The organism is Pseudomonas sp. GD03944 (genome assembly GCF_029839275.1).
Lineage (GTDB): Bacteria > Pseudomonadota > Gammaproteobacteria > Pseudomonadales > Pseudomonadaceae > Aquipseudomonas.
Genome location: NZ_JAOCAH010000003.1, coordinates 330,638 through 347,480 on the forward strand (window position 1 = coordinate 330,638; position 16,843 = coordinate 347,480).

At 61.3% G+C, this 16,843-nt stretch carries 15 protein-coding genes; 14 read left to right on the forward strand and 1 reads right to left on the reverse strand.

The window, feature by feature from the left end; genetic code table 11:
• The first annotated feature begins 2 nt into the window (after positions 1–2).
• Together N5C28_RS07495 and N5C28_RS07500 are read left to right on the forward strand one after the other, a co-directional pair.
• Positions 3–263: a YkgJ family cysteine cluster protein gene (locus N5C28_RS07495; protein ID WP_279821363.1), complete on the forward strand. Its 261-nt coding sequence runs from the start codon at positions 3–5 to the stop codon at positions 261–263.
• Positions 264–294: 31 nt separating this feature from the next.
• Positions 295–903, forward strand: coding sequence for an START domain-containing protein (locus tag N5C28_RS07500; protein ID WP_279821364.1), 609 nt, complete (start codon positions 295–297; stop codon positions 901–903).
• A 53-nt stretch (positions 904–956) separates the two neighbouring features.
• Here N5C28_RS07500 and gltA read toward each other — a convergent pair whose 3' ends face one another.
• Positions 957–2,234: a citrate synthase gene (gltA, locus tag N5C28_RS07505; RefSeq protein ID WP_279821365.1), complete on the reverse strand. Its 1,278-nt coding sequence runs from the start codon at positions 2,232–2,234 to the stop codon at positions 957–959.
• Positions 2,235–2,596: 362 nt separating this feature from the next.
• Between gltA and sdhC the strand changes: the two genes are divergently transcribed.
• From sdhC to N5C28_RS07565, 12 genes are all read left to right on the forward strand, one after another.
• Positions 2,597–2,971, forward strand: coding sequence for a succinate dehydrogenase, cytochrome b556 subunit (sdhC, locus tag N5C28_RS07510; RefSeq protein WP_279821366.1), 375 nt, complete (start codon positions 2,597–2,599; stop codon positions 2,969–2,971).
• Positions 2,965–3,333, forward strand: a complete 369-nt coding sequence (gene sdhD / locus N5C28_RS07515; RefSeq protein WP_024308045.1) for a succinate dehydrogenase, hydrophobic membrane anchor protein — start codon at positions 2,965–2,967, stop codon at positions 3,331–3,333. Before sdhC ends, sdhD begins: the two co-directional genes overlap by 7 nt.
• Before the next feature lie 3 nt (positions 3,334–3,336).
• On the forward strand, positions 3,337–5,109 hold the full coding sequence (gene sdhA / locus N5C28_RS07520) for a succinate dehydrogenase flavoprotein subunit (protein WP_279821367.1): 1,773 nt from the start codon (positions 3,337–3,339) through the stop codon (positions 5,107–5,109).
• Positions 5,110–5,120: 11 nt separating this feature from the next.
• The gene (locus N5C28_RS07525; RefSeq protein ID WP_279821368.1) at positions 5,121–5,840 is read left to right on the forward strand and encodes a succinate dehydrogenase iron-sulfur subunit; all 720 of its coding nucleotides are present in this window, start codon (positions 5,121–5,123) and stop codon (positions 5,838–5,840) included.
• Positions 5,841–6,094: 254 nt separating this feature from the next.
• On the forward strand, positions 6,095–8,923 hold the full coding sequence (locus tag N5C28_RS07530) for a 2-oxoglutarate dehydrogenase E1 component (protein WP_279821369.1): 2,829 nt from the start codon (positions 6,095–6,097) through the stop codon (positions 8,921–8,923).
• A gap of 71 nt (positions 8,924–8,994) precedes the next feature.
• A complete protein-coding gene (odhB, locus tag N5C28_RS07535) occupies positions 8,995–10,224 on the forward strand; it encodes a 2-oxoglutarate dehydrogenase complex dihydrolipoyllysine-residue succinyltransferase (RefSeq protein ID WP_279821370.1) in 1,230 nt (409 codons plus the stop codon).
• A gap of 63 nt (positions 10,225–10,287) precedes the next feature.
• A complete protein-coding gene (lpdA, locus tag N5C28_RS07540) occupies positions 10,288–11,724 on the forward strand; it encodes a dihydrolipoyl dehydrogenase (protein WP_279821371.1) in 1,437 nt (478 codons plus the stop codon).
• Positions 11,725–11,913: 189 nt separating this feature from the next.
• Complete coding sequence (gene sucC, locus N5C28_RS07545; RefSeq protein WP_279821372.1) at positions 11,914–13,080, forward strand: ADP-forming succinate--CoA ligase subunit beta; 1,167 nt, start codon at positions 11,914–11,916, stop codon at positions 13,078–13,080.
• On the forward strand, positions 13,080–13,967 hold the full coding sequence (gene sucD, locus N5C28_RS07550; protein ID WP_279821373.1) for a succinate--CoA ligase subunit alpha: 888 nt from the start codon (positions 13,080–13,082) through the stop codon (positions 13,965–13,967). The genes sucC and sucD overlap by 1 nt, the downstream gene beginning before the upstream one ends.
• A 309-nt stretch (positions 13,968–14,276) precedes the next feature.
• Positions 14,277–15,590 (forward strand): branched-chain amino acid transport system II carrier protein, encoded by a 1,314-nt coding sequence (brnQ, locus tag N5C28_RS07555; protein ID WP_279821374.1) that lies wholly within the window; start codon positions 14,277–14,279, stop codon positions 15,588–15,590.
• Positions 15,591–15,678: 88 nt separating this feature from the next.
• Positions 15,679–16,413, forward strand: a complete 735-nt coding sequence (locus N5C28_RS07560) for a DUF599 family protein (RefSeq protein ID WP_279821375.1) — start codon at positions 15,679–15,681, stop codon at positions 16,411–16,413.
• Positions 16,410–16,799 (forward strand): MAPEG family protein, encoded by a 390-nt coding sequence (locus N5C28_RS07565; protein ID WP_279821376.1) that lies wholly within the window; start codon positions 16,410–16,412, stop codon positions 16,797–16,799. The genes N5C28_RS07560 and N5C28_RS07565 overlap by 4 nt, the downstream gene beginning before the upstream one ends.
• Positions 16,800–16,843: the final 44 nt, after the last annotated feature.

Genomic DNA, 16,843 nt, shown 5'->3' on the forward strand with positions numbered 1-16,843 from the left:
CCATGGAATGTCGCGCAGGTTGCGGCGCCTGTTGTGTTGCCCCATCCATCAGTTCACCCATTCCAGGCATGCCGGACGGCAAGCCGGCGGGGGTGCGCTGCATCCATCTTTCCCTCGCCAATCTGTGCGGCCTGTTCGGGCTGCCGGAGCGCCCGGCGGTGTGCTCGGCGTTCTCGGCGGACCCCGAGTTGTGCGGCGACAGCCGCGAGCAGGCGATTCGCATGATCGACTGGCTGGAACAAACGACCGCTCACGCTATCTGAATGTCTGTGCTCGACAGTGAAGGAAAGCGCGATGAGTGGATTGAAAGTCTCCCTGTTGGCGGGTTGCTGTGCCTGGTTGGCATTGAGTTCGGCGCAGGCTGCGGAGTGGCGCTTGGTCAAGGACGAGGCGGGGATCAAGGTCTACCTCAGTGAGGTGGAAGGTTCGAAATACCAGGCCTATCGCGGTGTCGCCCTGATAAAGGCCGACATGGCCAGCCTGCTGGCCCAGCAGGAAGACGTCAGCGGCTCCTGTGCCTGGATCCACGAATGCAAGGAGCAGAAGCTGCTCAAGCGCGAGGGTGACACGAGCTGGACCTACAGCCGTTTCAACACGCCGTGGCCGGTAACGCCGCGTGATTCCGTGCTGCAAGTGACCACCGAGCGTGGTGCTGATGGCAGCGTCAAGCGGGTGCTGCATGGGGTGGCCGACTATGTGCCGGAAGAGAAGGGCTACGTGCGGGTGAGCAAGGTCGAAGGGCACTGGACCATGACCCCCAAGGCGGGCGGAGAGGTCGAGGTGGTCTACGAGGTGCACACCGAGCCGGGTGGCAGCGTGCCGTCCTGGTTGGCCAACAACTTCGTGGTCGATGCGCCGTTCAATACGCTGGACGCGCTGCGCAAGCGTGTCGAGAAACCCTGATCCAATAAAAAAGGCTGCCAGAGGCAGCCTTTTTTCACATCGCGAGTACCGAATTACTTGTTCGGCAGGTCGCGTTGCGGTTCGCCGGTGTACAGCTGGCGCGGACGGCCGATCTTGTACGGGCTGGAGAGCATTTCTTTCCAGTGCGAGATCCAGCCGACGGTACGTGCCAGGGCGAAGATCACGGTGAACATGCTGGTCGGAATGCCGATCGCCTTCAGGATGATGCCCGAGTAGAAGTCGACGTTCGGGTACAGGTTGCGTTCCTTGAAGTACGGATCGGTCAGGGCGATTTCTTCCAGGCGCATGGCCAGTTCCAGCTGCGGGTCGTTGGTGATGCCCAGTTCCTTCAACACTTCGTCGCAGGTCTGCTTCATCACGGTGGCGCGCGGGTCGCGGTTCTTGTACACGCGGTGACCGAAGCCCATCAGCTTGAACGGGTCGTCCTTGTCCTTGGCCTTGGCGATGAACTTGTCGATGTTCGACACGTCACCGATCTCGTCCAGCATGCTCAGCACGGCTTCGTTGGCACCGCCGTGCGCCGGGCCCCACAGCGCGGCGATACCGGCTGCGATACAGGCAAACGGATTGGCACCGGACGAACCGGCCAGGCGGACGGTGGAGGTCGATGCGTTCTGCTCGTGGTCGGCATGGAGGATGAAGATCTTGTCCATGGCCTTGGCCAGCACCGGGCTGATCGGTTTGATCTCGCACGGGGTGTTGAACATCATGTGCAGGAAGTTTTCCGCGTAGGTCAGGTCGTTACGCGGGTACATCATGGGCTCGCCCTTGGAGTACTTGTACACCATGGCAGCGATGGTCGGCATCTTGGCGACCAGGCGCATCGCGGAAATGTCGCGGTGCTGCGGGTTCTTGATGTCCAGGGAGTCGTGGTAGAAGGCGGAGAGGGCGCCGACCACGCCACACATGACGGCCATCGGGTGCGCGTCACGGCGGAAACCGTTGAAGAAGGTCTTCAGCTGTTCATGAACCATGGTGTGGTTCTTGATGGTGCTGACGAACTTGGCTTTCTGCTCGGCATTCGGCAGTTCGCCGTTCAGCAGCAGGTAGCAGGTTTCCAGGTAATCGGATTTTTCTGCCAGCTGCTCGATGGGGTAGCCGCGGTGCAGAAGGATGCCCTTGTCGCCGTCGATATAGGTGATTTGCGATTCGCACGACGCCGTGGACATAAAGCCAGGATCAAAGGTGAAACGGCCCGTGGCGGTGAGGCCCCGTACGTCGATTACATCGGGACCAACGGTGCCGGATAAAACGGGCAGCTCGACGGGGGCTGCGCCCTCGATGATCAACTGCGCTTTTTTGTCAGCCATGTGTGGCCTCCTAGTTATGCTTGAAATCATCAGTCAGCCCCCCACGCAGGGCCCGCACCACTATAGTGAGATAAATCCGAAAGTCAATTTGCGAAAACCCAGGCGGCAGAAGGGTTTCAGGGCGGTTTTTCGTCAAAAAGGTGCGCTATTTACGTCATTTATAGGCGGCGTGCAATCCGCATTTAGGTAGGGGGCTTTGCGTTGTCATTAGTAACCTAACTGTCTATACTCTGCGCCCGACCACCACGGGTCTTAGCCTGTCTTCTGGTGGTTGTCACTTCTTGGGTGATGGGTACCTGACCAGTGCACTTCCCGACAACTTTGCCCTGATAGTTAGGGGCTCTCAGTGTGATAAAAAAGCCGTGAATAGCCAACGACCTGTAAACCTAGACCTTAGGACGATCAAACTCCCAGTCACCGCTTACACGTCCATTCTTCACCGTATTTCCGGTGTCATCCTCTTCGTCGGTATCGCCGTGCTGCTGTTCGGCCTCGACAAGTCGCTGACCTCCGAAGAGGGCTTTGCCCAGGTGAAGGAATGCCTGACCAGTCCGCTGGCCAAGTTCGTGATTTGGGGATTGTTGTCCGCTCTGCTGTACCACCTGGTGGCCGGTGTACGCCACTTGATCATGGACATGGGCATCGGTGAGACGCTGGAAGGCGGCAAGCTGGGCTCGAAAATCGTAATCGTCGTGTCGGCGATCGTGATCGTGCTGCTGGGGGTGTGGGTATGGTAACTAATGTCACGAATTTCTCGCGTTCGGGCCTGTATGACTGGATGGCTCAACGCGTTTCTGCGGTCGTTCTCGCGGCTTACACGCTGTTCCTGCTGGGCTATGTGATCTGCAATCCGGGCATGGGCTACGCCGAATGGCACGGCCTGTTCTCGCATACCGCAATGCGCATTTTCAGCCTGTTGGCCCTGGTTGCACTGAGCGTGCACGCCTGGGTTGGCATGTGGACCATTTCCACCGACTACCTGACGCCGATGGCGCTGGGCAAGTGGGCGACTGGTGTGCGTTTCCTGTTCCAGGCCGTGTGCGGCATCGCCATGTTCGCGATGTTCGTCTGGGGCGTGCAGATTCTGTGGGGTTTCTGATTCATGGCTAGCATCCGTACTCTTTCCTATGACGCCATCATCGTAGGTGGCGGTGGCGCCGGCATGCGTGCCGCGCTGCAACTGGCCCAGGGTGGTCACAAGACCGCTGTGGTCACCAAGGTCTTCCCGACCCGTTCGCACACCGTATCCGCCCAGGGTGGCATCACCTGCGCCATCGCGTCGGCCGACCCGAACGACGATTGGCGCTGGCACATGTACGACACCGTCAAGGGGTCGGACTACATCGGTGACCAGGACGCGATCGAATACATGTGTTCGGTAGGTCCCGAGGCGGTATTCGAACTCGAGCACATGGGCCTGCCGTTCTCCCGTACCGAGCAGGGCCGCATCTACCAGCGTCCGTTCGGTGGCCAGTCCAAAGGTCCGGATAACCCGACTCAGGCCGCTCGTACCTGCGCCGCTGCCGACCGTACCGGTCATGCACTGCTGCACACCCTGTACCAGGCCAACCTGAAGGCTGGCACCTCGTTCCTCAACGAGTGGTACGCCGTTGACCTGGTGAAGAACCAGGACGGCGCCATCGTCGGTATCATCGCGATCTGCATCGAAACCGGCGAAACCGTCTACATCCGTTCCAAGGCCGTGGTTCTGGCCACTGGCGGTGCGGGCCGCATCTACGCCTCCACCACCAACGCCCTGATCAATACCGGCGACGGCGTGGGCATGGCCCTGCGTGCTGGCGTGCCGGTCCAGGACATCGAAATGTGGCAGTTCCACCCGACCGGTATCGCCGGTGCCGGTGTACTGGTTACCGAAGGCTGCCGCGGTGAGGGTGGTTACCTGATCAACGCCCACGGCGAGCGCTTCATGGAGCGTTATGCGCCCAATGCCAAGGACCTCGCCGGTCGTGACGTGGTTGCCCGTTCCATGGTCAAGGAAGTGCTGGCCGGTAACGGTTGCGGCCCTGACAAGGACCACGTACTGCTGAAGCTGGACCACCTGGGCGAGGAAGTGCTGCACAGCCGCCTGCCAGGTATCTGCGAGCTGTCCAAGACCTTCGCTCACGTCGACCCGGTCGTCGCGCCCGTTCCGGTCATCCCGACCTGCCACTACATGATGGGCGGCGTTGCCACCAACATTCATGGCCAGGCCATCACCCAGGACGCCAATGGCAACGACAAGATCATCGAAGGTCTGTTCGCTGTCGGTGAAGTGGCGTGCGTATCGGTACACGGTGCCAACCGTCTGGGCGGCAACTCGCTGCTCGACCTGGTCGTGTTCGGCCGTGCCGCTGGTCTGCACCTGGAAAAAGCGCTGAAAGAAGGCGTGGAAGTCCGCGGTGCCAGCGAGACCGACATCGAGCAGTCGCTCAAGCGTCTGTCCGGCGTCAACGAGCGCAGCACTGGCGAAGACGTCGCACCGCTGCGTAAAGAGCTGCAGCAGTGCATGCAGAACTACTTCGGTGTATTCCGTACCGGCGAATACATGAAGAAAGGCATCAGCCAGCTGTCCGATCTGCGTGAGCGCATCGCCAACGTCAAGATCGCCGACAAGAGCCAGGCCTTCAACACCGCGCGTATCGAAGCGCTGGAGTTGCAGAACCTGCTGGAAGTCGCCGAAGCCACTGCCATTGCCGCCGATACCCGTACCGAGTCCCGCGGCGCCCATGCCCGTGAAGACTTCGAAGACCGTGACGACACCAACTGGTTGTGCCACAGCCTGTACTTCCCGGGTGAGAAGCGCGTTGCCAAGCGCGACGTCAACTTCTCGCCGAAGACGGTTCCGGCGTTTGAACCCAAAGTTCGTACTTATTAAGGGTGGCTACCATGTCTCTCGGTAAAAGCTTGAAAGTCAGCGTTTATCGCTACAACCCTGAAGTGGACAAAGCGCCCTTCATGCAGGACTTCGACATCCAGATCGATGGCAAGGACCTGATGGTGCTCGACGTACTGGCCCTGATCAAGGAACAGGACGAAGGTTTCTCCTACCGTCGCTCCTGCCGTGAAGGCGTCTGCGGTTCCGACGGCATGAACATCAGCGGCAAGAACGGCCTGGCCTGCATCACGCCGATCTCCACCGTGGTCAAAGGCAATACGCTGGTGATTCGCCCGCTGCCAGGCCTGCCGGTCATTCGTGACCTGGTCGTCGACATGAGCATCTTCTACAAGCAATACGAGAAGGTGCAGCCGTTCCTGCAGAACGACACGCCGTCGCCGGCGATCGAGCGTCTGCAGTCGCCGGAAGAGCGCGAGAAGCTGGATGGCCTGTACGAGTGCATCCTGTGTGCCTGCTGCTCGACCAGCTGCCCGTCTTTCTGGTGGAATCCCGACAAGTTCCTCGGTCCTGCTGCACTGCTGCAAGCCTACCGTTTCCTGGCTGACAGCCGTGACACCAAGACCGCCGAGCGTCTGGCTTCGCTGGATGATCCGTTCAGTGTGTTCCGCTGCCGCGGCATCATGAACTGCGTGAACGTTTGCCCGAAAGGTCTCAATCCGACCAAGGCAATCGGCCATGTACGTAACATGTTGTTGCAGAGCGGTACCTGATCCGCGTTTGTTGCTAGACCTGTAACACCTGCGGTACCGGCTTCAACTCCGGTACCGTAGTTAAAAAGCCAGGACCGCAGCCCACAAAGCCGTGGTTCTTATTCGAAAAATATGACGACCAGCAGGGGCATCCGGGCTGGTACCCGGACTATCTGCGGGATCCGTGGTGGCTTGACCGAAGTCGCTGCTTGAAGACTTCGGAAGCTTGCGCGGTTTCTACGCCGGTGGTGTCCCCTTACCGAGGGTGACCAAGCATGCAAGAAAGCGTGATGCAGCGCATGTGGGACAGTGCCCACCTATCTGGTGGTAACGCTGCCTATGTGGAAGAGCTCTATGAGCTCTACCTGCACGATCCCAACGCTGTGCCAGAAGAGTGGCGCACTTACTTCCAGAAGTTGCCGGCCGGTAGTGCCGCCACTGACGTATCGCATTCGACGATTCGCGATCATTTCGTTCTCCTCGCCAAAAACCAGCGTCGCGCCCAACCGGTGTCCGCCGGCAGTGTGAGCAGTGAGCACGAGAAGAAGCAGGTCGAGGTTCTGCGTCTGATTCAGGCTTATCGCATGCGTGGCCATCAGGCGGCCCAGCTCGATCCGCTTGGCCTGTGGCAGCGTCCTGTGCCTGCTGATCTGTCGATCAACCACTATGGTCTGACCGACGCCGATCTGGACACCACCTTCCGCACCGGTGGCCTGTACATTGGCAAAGAAGAAGCTACTTTGCGGGAAATCCGCGACGCTTTGTATCAGACATATTGCCGCACCATTGGCGCCGAGTTCACCCACATCGTCGATTCCGAGCAGCGCAACTGGTTCAGTCAGCGCCTCGAAAGCGTGCGTGGTCGTCCGGAATTCTCCGCCGAGGTGCAGAGCCACCTGCTCGAGCGCCTGACCGCTGCCGAAGGCCTGGAAAAATACCTGGGCACCAAGTACCCGGGCACCAAGCGTTTCGGTCTGGAAGGCGGCGAAAGCCTGATCCCGCTGCTTGACGAAGTCATCCAGCGCTCCGGCGGCTACGGCACCAAGGAAGTCGTCATCGGCATGGCCCACCGTGGCCGTCTGAACGTGCTGGTCAACACCTTCGGCAAGAACCCGCGCGACCTGTTCGACGAGTTCGAAGGCAAGAAGACCGAAGGCCTGTCGTCCGGTGACGTGAAATACCACCAGGGCTTCTCGTCCAACGTGATGACCCCGGGCGGCGAAGTGCACCTGGCCATGGCGTTCAACCCGTCTCACCTGGAAATCGTTTCCCCGGTGGTCGAGGGTTCCGTCCGTGCCCGTCAGGACCGTCGTGGCGATGTGTCCGGCGACAAGGTCCTGCCTGTTTCCCTGCACGGTGACGCTGCGTTCGCCGGTCAGGGCGTGGTCATGGAAACCTTCCAGATGTCGCAGACCCGTGGCTTCAAGACGGGCGGCACCATCCACATCGTGATCAATAACCAGGTCGGTTTCACCATCAGCAACCCGCTGGATGCCCGTTCCACCGAGTACGCCACCGACGTCGCCAAGATGATCCAGGCGCCGATCCTGCACGTGAACGGTGATGACCCGGAAGCGGTGCTGTTCGTGACCCAACTGGCTGTCGATTACCGCATGCAGTACAAGCGTGACGTGGTCATCGACCTGGTCTGCTACCGCCGCCGCGGCCACAACGAGGCCGACGAGCCGAACGGTACCCAGCCGCTGATGTACCAGCAGATCACCAAGCAGCGCACCACCCGCGAGCTGTACGCGGATGCGCTGACCGGTTCCGCGCGTCAGAGCACCGACGACGTGCAGACCAAGATCGACGAGTACCGCACCGCGCTGGACAACGGTCAGCACGTGGTCAAGAGCCTGGTCAAGGAGCCGAACAAAGAACTGTTCGTCGACTGGCGTCCGTACCTGGGCCACACCTGGACCGCGCGTCACGACACCCGCTTCGACCTGAAGACCCTGCAGGACCTGTCCAGCAAACTGCTGGAAATCCCGGAAGGCTTCGTGGTTCAGCGTCAGGTCTCGAAGATCCTCGAAGACCGTCAGAAGATGGGCGCCGGCGGCTTGCCGATCAACTGGGGTTATGCCGAAACCATGGCGTACGCAACCCTGCTGGTCGAAGGCCATCCGATCCGCATGACCGGTCAGGACATCGGCCGTGGCACCTTCTCGCACCGTCACGCGGTGCTGCACAACCAGAAGGACGCCGCGACCTACGTTCCGCTGAAGAACCTGTACGACGGTCAGCCGAAGTTCGAACTGTACGACTCCTTCCTGTCGGAAGAAGCCGTGCTGGCCTTCGAATACGGTTATGCCACCACCACGCCGAACGCGCTGGTGATCTGGGAAGCCCAGTTCGGCGACTTCGCCAACGGTGCCCAGGTGGTGTTCGACCAGTTCATCTCCAGTGGCGAGCACAAGTGGGGCCGCCTGTGCGGTCTGACCATGCTGCTGCCGCACGGTTACGAAGGGCAGGGGCCTGAGCACAGCTCGGCGCGTCTGGAGCGTTACCTGCAGCTGTGCGCCGAGCACAACATGCAAGTGGCGGTGCCGACCACGCCGGCCCAGATCTACCACCTGCTGCGTCGCCAGGTCATTCGCCCGCTGCGCAAGCCGTTGGTCGTATTGACGCCGAAGTCGCTGCTGCGCCACAAATTGGCCATCTCGACCCTGGAAGATCTGGCCGAAGGTTCGTTCCAGACCGTCATCCCCGAGATCGACGCGATCGATCCGAAGAAGGTGGAGCGTCTGGTGCTGTGCAGCGGCAAGGTCTACTACGACCTGCTGGAGAAGCGTCGTGCCGAAGGCCGCGAAGATATCGCCATCGTGCGTATCGAGCAGCTGTACCCGTTCCCCGAGGACGATCTGGCAGAAGCGCTGGCCCCGTACAAGAACCTCAAGCACGTCGTCTGGTGTCAGGAAGAGCCGATGAACCAAGGTGCCTGGTATTGCAGCCAGCATCACATGCGTCGCGTCATCACTGCGCACAAGAAGACCCTGTTCCTCGAGTACGCCGGCCGCGATGCCTCTGCTGCTCCCGCTTGCGGTTATGCATCGATGCACGCCGAACAGCAGGAAAAACTGCTGCAAGACGCCTTTACTGTTTAACGCCTTCGCGCAAGGGGCGGCCGCTTGAGGCCGCCTCCTAGAAGAAACCGAATTTTAAGGAACCCGACACAATGGCTATCGAGATCAAAGCCCCTACTTTCCCGGAATCGGTTGCCGACGGCACCGTGGCCACCTGGCACAAGAAGCCGGGCGATGCGGTCAAGCGTGATGAGCTGATCGTCGACATCGAAACCGACAAGGTAGTGATCGAAGTACTGGCCGAGGCCGACGGCGTCCTCGCTCAGATCATCAAGAACGAAGGCGACACCGTTCTGAGCAACGAACTGCTGGGCACCCTGGGCGAGGGCGGTGCTGCTGCGCCTGCGCCGGCTGCTGCCGCTGCTGCTCCGGCCGCCGCTGCACCTGCTGCTGCCCCGGCTGCTGGTGGCGACGAAGCCCTGCTGTCGCCGGCTGCGCGCAAGCTGGCTGAAGAAAACGGCATCGACCCGAACAGCATTGCCGGCACCGGCAAGGGCGGTCGCGTGACCAAGGAAGACGTCGTCTCTGCCGTCGAAGCCAAGAAGAACGCCCCGGCTGCTCCGGCTGCCAAGGCCGCTGCTGCTCCGGCTGCAGCCGCTCCGGTCTTCGCCGCTGGCGACCGCACCGAGAAGCGCGTGCCGATGACCCGTCTGCGCGCCAAGATCGCCGAGCGTCTGGTCGAAGCCCAGTCCACCATGGCGATGCTGACCACCTTCAACGAAGTCGACATGACCGAAGTCATGGCCCTGCGTTCGAAGTACAAGGACCTGTTCGAGAAGTCCCACAACGGCGTGCGCCTGGGCTTCATGTCCTTCTTCGTCAAGGCGGCCACCGAGGCGCTGAAGCGTTTCCCGGCTGTCAACGCGTCGATCGACGGCAACGACATCGTGTACCACGGCTACTCCGACATCGGTGTTGCAGTGTCCAGCGACCGCGGTCTGGTGGTTCCGGTTCTGCGTAATGCTGAACTGATGAGCCTGGCCGAAATCGAAAGCGGCATCGCCACCTTCGGCAAGAAAGCCAAAGACGGCAAACTGTCGATCGAGGAAATGACCGGCGGCACCTTCACCATCACCAATGGTGGTACCTTCGGTTCGATGATGTCGACCCCGATCGTCAACCCGCCGCAGGCGGCGATCCTGGGTATGCACAACATCGTTCAGCGCCCGATGGCCATCAACGGCCAGGTCGTTATCCGCCCGATGATGTACCTGGCGCTGTCCTACGACCACCGCCTGATCGATGGCAAGGAAGCCGTAAGCTTCCTGGTGACCATCAAGAACCTGCTGGAAGACCCGGCTCGTCTGCTGCTGGAAATCTAAGCCAGTCTTTCCCAAGGCGGTCTCGGCATGAGACCGCCCGGTTTTTTCGAGAAGGAATCAGTTATGACTCAGAAATTCGACGTGGTAGTCATCGGTGCCGGTCCTGGCGGTTATGTTGCCGCTATCAAGGCCGCGCAGCTTGGTTTGAAGACTGCCTGCATCGAGAAGTACCAGGACAAGGACGGCAAGGTCGCCCTGGGTGGTACTTGCCTCAACGTCGGGTGCATTCCGTCCAAGGCGCTGCTGGACAGCTCCTGGAAGTACCATGAAGCCAAGGATGGTTTCGCCATCCACGGTATCGAAGCCAAAGGCGTGACCATCGACGTTCCGGCGATGATCGGCCGCAAGGCGAACATCGTTAAGAACCTGACTGGCGGCGTCGCCACCCTGTTCAAGGCCAACGGCGTGACCCTGCTGGAAGGCCACGGCAAGCTGCTGGCCAACAAGCAGGTCGAAGTGACTGGCACCGATGGCAAGACGCAGATCGTCGAAGCCGAGAACGTGATCCTGGCTTCCGGCTCCCGTCCGATCGACATCCCGCCGGCTCCGGTCGACCAGGACGTGATCGTCGACTCCACCGGCGCCCTGGAATTCCAGAGCGTACCGAAGAAGCTGGGCGTGATCGGCGCTGGCGTCATCGGCCTCGAGCTGGGCTCGGTCTGGGCTCGCCTGGGTGCTGAAGTCACCGTCCTGGAAGCCCTGGACAAGTTCCTGCCGGCTGCCGACGAGCAGATCGCCAAGGAAGCGCTGAAGACCCTGACCAAGCAGGGGCTACAGATCAAGCTGGGCGCTCGCGTGACCGGTTCCGAAGTCAAGAAGAAGCAGGTCACCGTCAACTACACCGATGCCGAAGGCGAGCAGAAGATCGTTTTCGACAAGCTGATCGTGGCCGTTGGCCGTCGTCCGGTGACCACCGACCTGCTGGCGACCGACAGCGGCGTGACCCTGGACGAGCGCGGTTTCATCTTCGTCGACGACCAGTGCAAGACCAGCGTTCCGGGCGTCTACGCCATCGGTGACGTGGTCCGTGGCGCCATGCTGGCCCACAAGGCCTCGGAAGAGGGCGTGATGGTTGCCGAGCGCATCGCCGGTCACAAGGCCCAGATGAACTACGACCTGATCCCGTCGGTCATCTACACCCACCCGGAAATCGCATGGGTCGGCAAGACCGAGCAGCAACTGAAGACCGAAGGCGTTGCTGTCAACGTCGGTACCTTCCCGTTCGCTGCCAGCGGTCGCGCCATGGCGGCCAACGACACCGGCGGCCTGGTCAAGGTCATCGCCGATGCCAAGACTGACCGCGTACTGGGCGTACACGTGATCGGCCCAAGCGCCGCCGAGCTGGTACAGCAGGGCGCGATCGGCATGGAATTCGGCACCAGCGCCGAAGACCTGGGCATGATGGTCTTCTCGCACCCGACCCTGTCCGAGGCTCTGCATGAAGCAGCCCTGGCAGTGAACGGCGGTGCGATCCACATCGCCAACCGCAAGAAGCGCTAAGTAGTTGTAGGCAGGGGCCTCCGCGTTGCGGTTGCCCCTGCCGGAAGAACCACGGCGGGTCGCCCGCGTTGTGCTCCGGTTACAACGCGGAACGCCCGGCGGATTGCTCTGCAAAGGCAGTCACAGGTGGTGCGGCACCAGAAGTGCAGCACCGTATGCGCAATACCTAAACGAAGACGGTAGACAAGCATGAATCTCCACGAGTATCAGGGTAAGCAGCTGTTCGCTGAATACGGCCTGCCCGTATCCAAGGGCTTCGCGGTAGACACCCCGGAAGAAGCCGCAGCAGCCTGCGAAAAAATCGGTGGCACCGAGTGGGTCGTCAAGGCTCAGGTCCACGCTGGTGGCCGCGGTAAAGCGGGCGGCGTGAAACTGGTCAAGAACAAGGACGACGCCAAGGCCTTCGCCGCCAACTGGCTGGGCAAGCGTCTGGTGACCTACCAGACTGACGCCAATGGTCAGCCGGTCAGCAAAATCCTGGTCGAATCCTGCACCGATATCGCCAAGGAACTGTACCTGGGCGCGGTAGTTGACCGTTCCAGCCGTCGCATCGTGTTCATGGCCTCCACCGAAGGTGGCGTGGACATCGAGAAAGTGGCTCACGAAACCCCTGAGAAAATCCTCAAGGCCACCATCGATCCGCTGGTCGGCGCTCAGCCGTTCCAGGGTCGCGAGCTGGCATTCCAGCTGGGCCTGGAAGGTGATCAGATCAAGCAGTTCACCCACATCTTCGTTGGCCTGGCCAAGCTGTTCCAGGACTACGACCTGGCGCTGCTGGAAGTGAACCCGCTGGTCATCAAGGCTGACGGCAACCTGCACTGCCTCGATGCCAAGATCAACATCGACAGCAACGCCCTGTACCGCCAGCCGAAGCTGCGCGCCATGCACGACCCGTCCCAGGACGATCCGCGCGAAGCCCACGCTGCCAAGTTCGAACTGAACTACGTTGCCCTCGAAGGCAACATCGGCTGCATGGTCAACGGTGCCGGCCTGGCCATGGGTACCATGGACATCGTCAACCTGCACGGCGGCAAGCCAGCCAACTTCCTCGACGTAGGTGGCGGCGCAACCAAAGAGCGCGTGACCGAAGCCTTCAAGATCATCCTGTCCGACAGCAACGTCGCTGCCGTACTGGTGAACATCTTCGGTGGTATCGTTCGTTGCGACATGATTGCCGAAGGCATCATCGGCGCAGTGAAAGAAGTTGGCGTGAAAATCCCGGTCGTCGTTCGCCTCGAAGGCAACAACGCTGAACTGGGCGCCAAAGTACTGGCTGAAAGCGGCTTGAACATCATCGCGGCAACCAGCCTGACCGACGCTGCTCAGCAAGTCGTCAAAGCTGCGGAGGGCAAGTAATGAGCGTCCTGATCAATAAAGACACCAAAGTAATCTGCCAGGGCTTCACCGGCTCGCAGGGCACTTTCCACTCCGAACAAGCCATCGCCTACGGCACCAAGATGGTTGGCGGCGTGACCCCGGGCAAGGGCGGCACCACTCACCTGGGCCTGCCGGTGTTCAACACCGTCAAGGAAGCCGTTGAGCAGACTGGTGCTACCGCCAGCGTGATCTACGTTCCGGCTCCGTTCTGCAAGGACTCGATCCTGGAAGCAGCACTGGGCGGCATCAAGCTGATCGTCTGCATCACCGAAGGCATCGCGACCATCGACATGCTGGAAGCCAAGGTCAAGTGCGACGAGCTGGGCGTGGTCCTGATCGGCCCGAACTGCCCAGGCGTCATCACTCCGGGCGAGTGCAAGATCGGCATCATGCCGGGTCACATCCACCTGCCAGGCAAAGTAGGCATCGTGTCGCGTTCCGGCACCCTGACCTATGAAGCCGTCAAGCAGACCACCGACGCCGGCTTCGGCCAGTCCACCTGTGTGGGCATCGGCGGTGACCCGATCCCGGGCTCCAACTTCATCGACATCCTGAAGCTGTTCCAGGAAGACCCGAAGACCGAAGCGATCGTCATGATCGGCGAGATCGGCGGTTCGGCTGAAGAAGAAGCAGCTGCCTACATCAAGGCCAACGTGACCAAGCCTGTCGTGTCCTACATCGCTGGTGTCACCGCTCCGGCGGGCAAGCGCATGGGCCACGCCGGTGCGATCATCTCCGGCGGCAAGGGCACTGCGGACGAGAAGTTCGCGGCTCTGCAGGACGCAGGCGTGAAAACCGTGCGTTCCCTGGCTGACATCGGCAAGGCCCTGGCCGAGCTGACCGGCTGGGAAGTCAAGAAGGCCTAAGCCTTTCTGACGGATCGAAAAGGCCACCTTCGGGTGGCCTTTTTCATGGGCGCCAGAAAAGACTGGAATAGGGCGGCAGAACGCAAGTGTCGTGCGTGCGACGCCAACTTACAGGGGATCGACAGTCCGTCCGGCGACGCCGCAGCTGGCGGGTGAAATTCGTTAGTATGGCAAGTATCCGGTATCCCGGACGTCACGAGCGTCCCGGCGACACCCGCAACGGTCCGGCCCACGAGCCCGGACGACGTTTCCCCATACCCTATGGAAACCCCGGAACATTCTGATTTTCTGCCTGTGGTATTTCCTTCTATGACTCGTTTGAAAGGCCTGGATCTCCTGGCCCTTGGCTTCATGACGTTCGCCCTGTTCCTGGGGGCGGGCAATATCATCTTCCCTCCTATTGCCGGGATGGCGGCGGGTGAAAATATCGCTGCCGCTTCGCTTGGATTCCTGCTGACGGGGGTCGGTCTGCCGTTGCTCACCGTGGTCGCCCTGGCCCGTGTAGGCGGTGGTTTACCGACATTGACCGCTCCCCTGGGGCGCGTCGCCGGCATCGCCCTGGCTGTTGCCGTGTACCTGGCCATCGGTCCTCTGTTCGCAACGCCTCGCACGGCTGTCGCGTCGTTCGAGATCGGCATGCAGCCCTTCGTGGGCAACAGCCCCGTGGCGCTGTTCGTCTACACATTCGTTTACTTCGCCGGGGTCCTGTTCCTCTCCTTGAATCCAGGGCGGTTGGTTGACCGCGTGGGCAAGGTGATCACGCCGGTGCTGATCGTTGCGCTGATCGTGCTTGGCGGGGCGGCATTGTTTGCGCCTGCCGGTGTGATCGGTGAGTCGACGGATGCCTATCGCAGCGAACCGCTGGTTCAGGGCTTCCTCCAGGGGTACCTGACCATGGATGCCCTGGGCGCCCTGGTGTTCGGTATCGTCATCGCCAATGCGGTACGTGCCCGTGGTGTCATCGATTCGGGGCTGGTCACCCGTTACTGCGTGATCGCCGGAATCATAGCTGCCGTGGCGCTGTCGCTGGTCTATCTGTCGCTGTTCTATCTGGGGGCCACGAGTCACGAGCTGGCTGCCGGTGCGCAGAACGGCGGGCAGATCCTCACCGCCTACGTCGGGCACACATTCGGTACGTTCGGCTCGTTGTTGCTGGCGGTGGTGATCATCCTCGCCTGCCTGACCACAGGCGTGGGCCTGCTGACGGCCTGTGGCGAGTTCTTCAGCGAGCTGCTGAAGGTGTCCTACCGCACGGTGGTCATCGTATTGGCGGTGTTCAGTCTGCTGGTGTCCAACCAGGGCCTGACGCAGTTGATCACCGTCTCGGTTCCGGTGCTGGTAGGGCTGTACCCGCTGGCCATCGTGCTGGTCGCCCTGAGCCTGTGCAATCGCCTGTGGGTATCGCAGCGCCGCGTCTTCATTCCGGTCATGGCTGTCGCACTGGTCTTCGGCGTCGTGGACGGTATTGGCGCTGCCGGTTGGGGCGAGGTGGTTCCGGCGTTCTTCGGCCACCTGCCGCTCGCTCAGCAGGGGTTGGGCTGGCTCTGCCCGGTCCTGGTGACCCTGTTGCTGGCCGCGGTGTTCGACCGCGTGCTCGGTACGCGTCGCACCGCGACCGCCTGAGTCGACTGCCTCCGAAAGAGCCGCTCCCATGAGCGGCTTTTTCTTATGCCGGGTGGCTATAATCGCTGCGGGAAAACAAGGAGCTTCCATGCCGATCAGCGATTTCTACCTGCCACACGTGCTCGCCGCCCTCTGGTTCGTGATCTGCTGGGGAGGCTATACCCGCTACGCCCATGTGAAAGGGCGGACCACGCCTTGCCTGGCCAGCGTGTTGCACCTGTATCGGGAAGACTGGATGCGACGCATGCTGCTGCGCGACAACCGCATCGCCGACGCCAACGTGATCGGCAACCTCGAACGCAACGCCTCCTTCTTCGCCTCCAGTACCCTGATCATTCTGGCCGGTATCCTCACCGTGCTCGGCGCCTCGGACCGCGCGGTGTCGCTGCTCGCCGACCTGCCATTCGTGCAGGCCGCCAGCCGCGGCCTGTCCGAGCTCAAGCTGCTGTGCCTGGGCGTGGTGTTCGTCTACGCCTTCTTCACCTTCAGCTGGTGCATGCGCCAGTACAACTTCGCCGCCGTGCTGGTGGGCTCGGCACCGATGATCGGCGAGCGGCACGTCACCGAGCAGGAGCGCAAGGCCTTCGCCGAACGCACGGCGCGGGTGATCTCCATGGCCGCCAACCAGTTCAACTACGGCCTGCGTGCCTATTATTTCGGCATGGCGACCCTGGCCTGGTTCATCAACCCCTGGTTCTTCATGCTGGTGACCGCGGGCGTGGTCGTGGTGCTGTATCGCCGTGAATTTCATTCCGACGTGCTGGAGGTCATGGTCTACACCCAGACGCCGGCATTCGATCCACCCAAGGAGAAAAGCGAATGAGCATTCCGTTCTGGTGCATCTTCATCAGCGCGTTACTGATTTACGTGGCCAAGGCGCCCGTAGCCAAGGCGATGAACAAGGAGGAGGGCGGCTACGACAACCATCACCCGCGCGCCCAGCAGTCGCGCCTTACTGGCTTCGGTGCCCGGGCGCTGGCCGCGCACCTGAACAGCATCGAAGCCTTCCCGCTGTTCGTCGCCGGGGTGCTGATGGCCCATGTGACCCAGACCCACGGCATTCTGGTGGACGTGCTGGCCGTGACCTTCGTGATCGCGCGGGTGCTGTACCTGCTGTTCTACTGGGCCGACCTGCACTGGCAGCGCAGCCTGGTCTGGGTGATCGGCCTGCTCTGCTGCCTGTTGCTGATGCTGACCCCGGCGCTCTGAAACGCGGCAGGCAGAAACGACAAGGCCCGCATCACGCGGGCCTT

What these genes read in the sequence shown, in the direction of transcription:
- sdhD (WP_024308045.1), top strand. Translation starts at nt 2,965, where the DNA reads ATGGTAACTAATGTCACGAATTTCTCGCGTTCGGGCCTGTATGACTGG.
- N5C28_RS07495 (WP_279821363.1), top strand. Translation starts at nt 3, where the DNA reads ATGGAATGTCGCGCAGGTTGCGGCGCCTGTTGTGTTGCCCCATCCATC.
- N5C28_RS07500 (WP_279821364.1), top strand. Translation starts at nt 295, where the DNA reads ATGAGTGGATTGAAAGTCTCCCTGTTGGCGGGTTGCTGTGCCTGGTTG.
- sdhA (WP_279821367.1), top strand. Translation starts at nt 3,337, where the DNA reads ATGGCTAGCATCCGTACTCTTTCCTATGACGCCATCATCGTAGGTGGC.
- brnQ (WP_279821374.1), top strand. Translation starts at nt 14,277, where the DNA reads ATGACTCGTTTGAAAGGCCTGGATCTCCTGGCCCTTGGCTTCATGACG.
- N5C28_RS07565 (WP_279821376.1), top strand. Translation starts at nt 16,410, where the DNA reads ATGAGCATTCCGTTCTGGTGCATCTTCATCAGCGCGTTACTGATTTAC.
- sucD (WP_279821373.1), top strand. Translation starts at nt 13,080, where the DNA reads ATGAGCGTCCTGATCAATAAAGACACCAAAGTAATCTGCCAGGGCTTC.
- sucC (WP_279821372.1), top strand. Translation starts at nt 11,914, where the DNA reads ATGAATCTCCACGAGTATCAGGGTAAGCAGCTGTTCGCTGAATACGGC.
- gltA (WP_279821365.1), bottom strand. Translation starts at nt 2,234, where the DNA reads ATGGCTGACAAAAAAGCGCAGTTGATCATCGAGGGCGCAGCCCCCGTC.
- N5C28_RS07525 (WP_279821368.1), top strand. Translation starts at nt 5,121, where the DNA reads ATGTCTCTCGGTAAAAGCTTGAAAGTCAGCGTTTATCGCTACAACCCT.
- N5C28_RS07530 (WP_279821369.1), top strand. Translation starts at nt 6,095, where the DNA reads ATGCAAGAAAGCGTGATGCAGCGCATGTGGGACAGTGCCCACCTATCT.
- odhB (WP_279821370.1), top strand. Translation starts at nt 8,995, where the DNA reads ATGGCTATCGAGATCAAAGCCCCTACTTTCCCGGAATCGGTTGCCGAC.
- lpdA (WP_279821371.1), top strand. Translation starts at nt 10,288, where the DNA reads ATGACTCAGAAATTCGACGTGGTAGTCATCGGTGCCGGTCCTGGCGGT.
- N5C28_RS07560 (WP_279821375.1), top strand. Translation starts at nt 15,679, where the DNA reads ATGCCGATCAGCGATTTCTACCTGCCACACGTGCTCGCCGCCCTCTGG.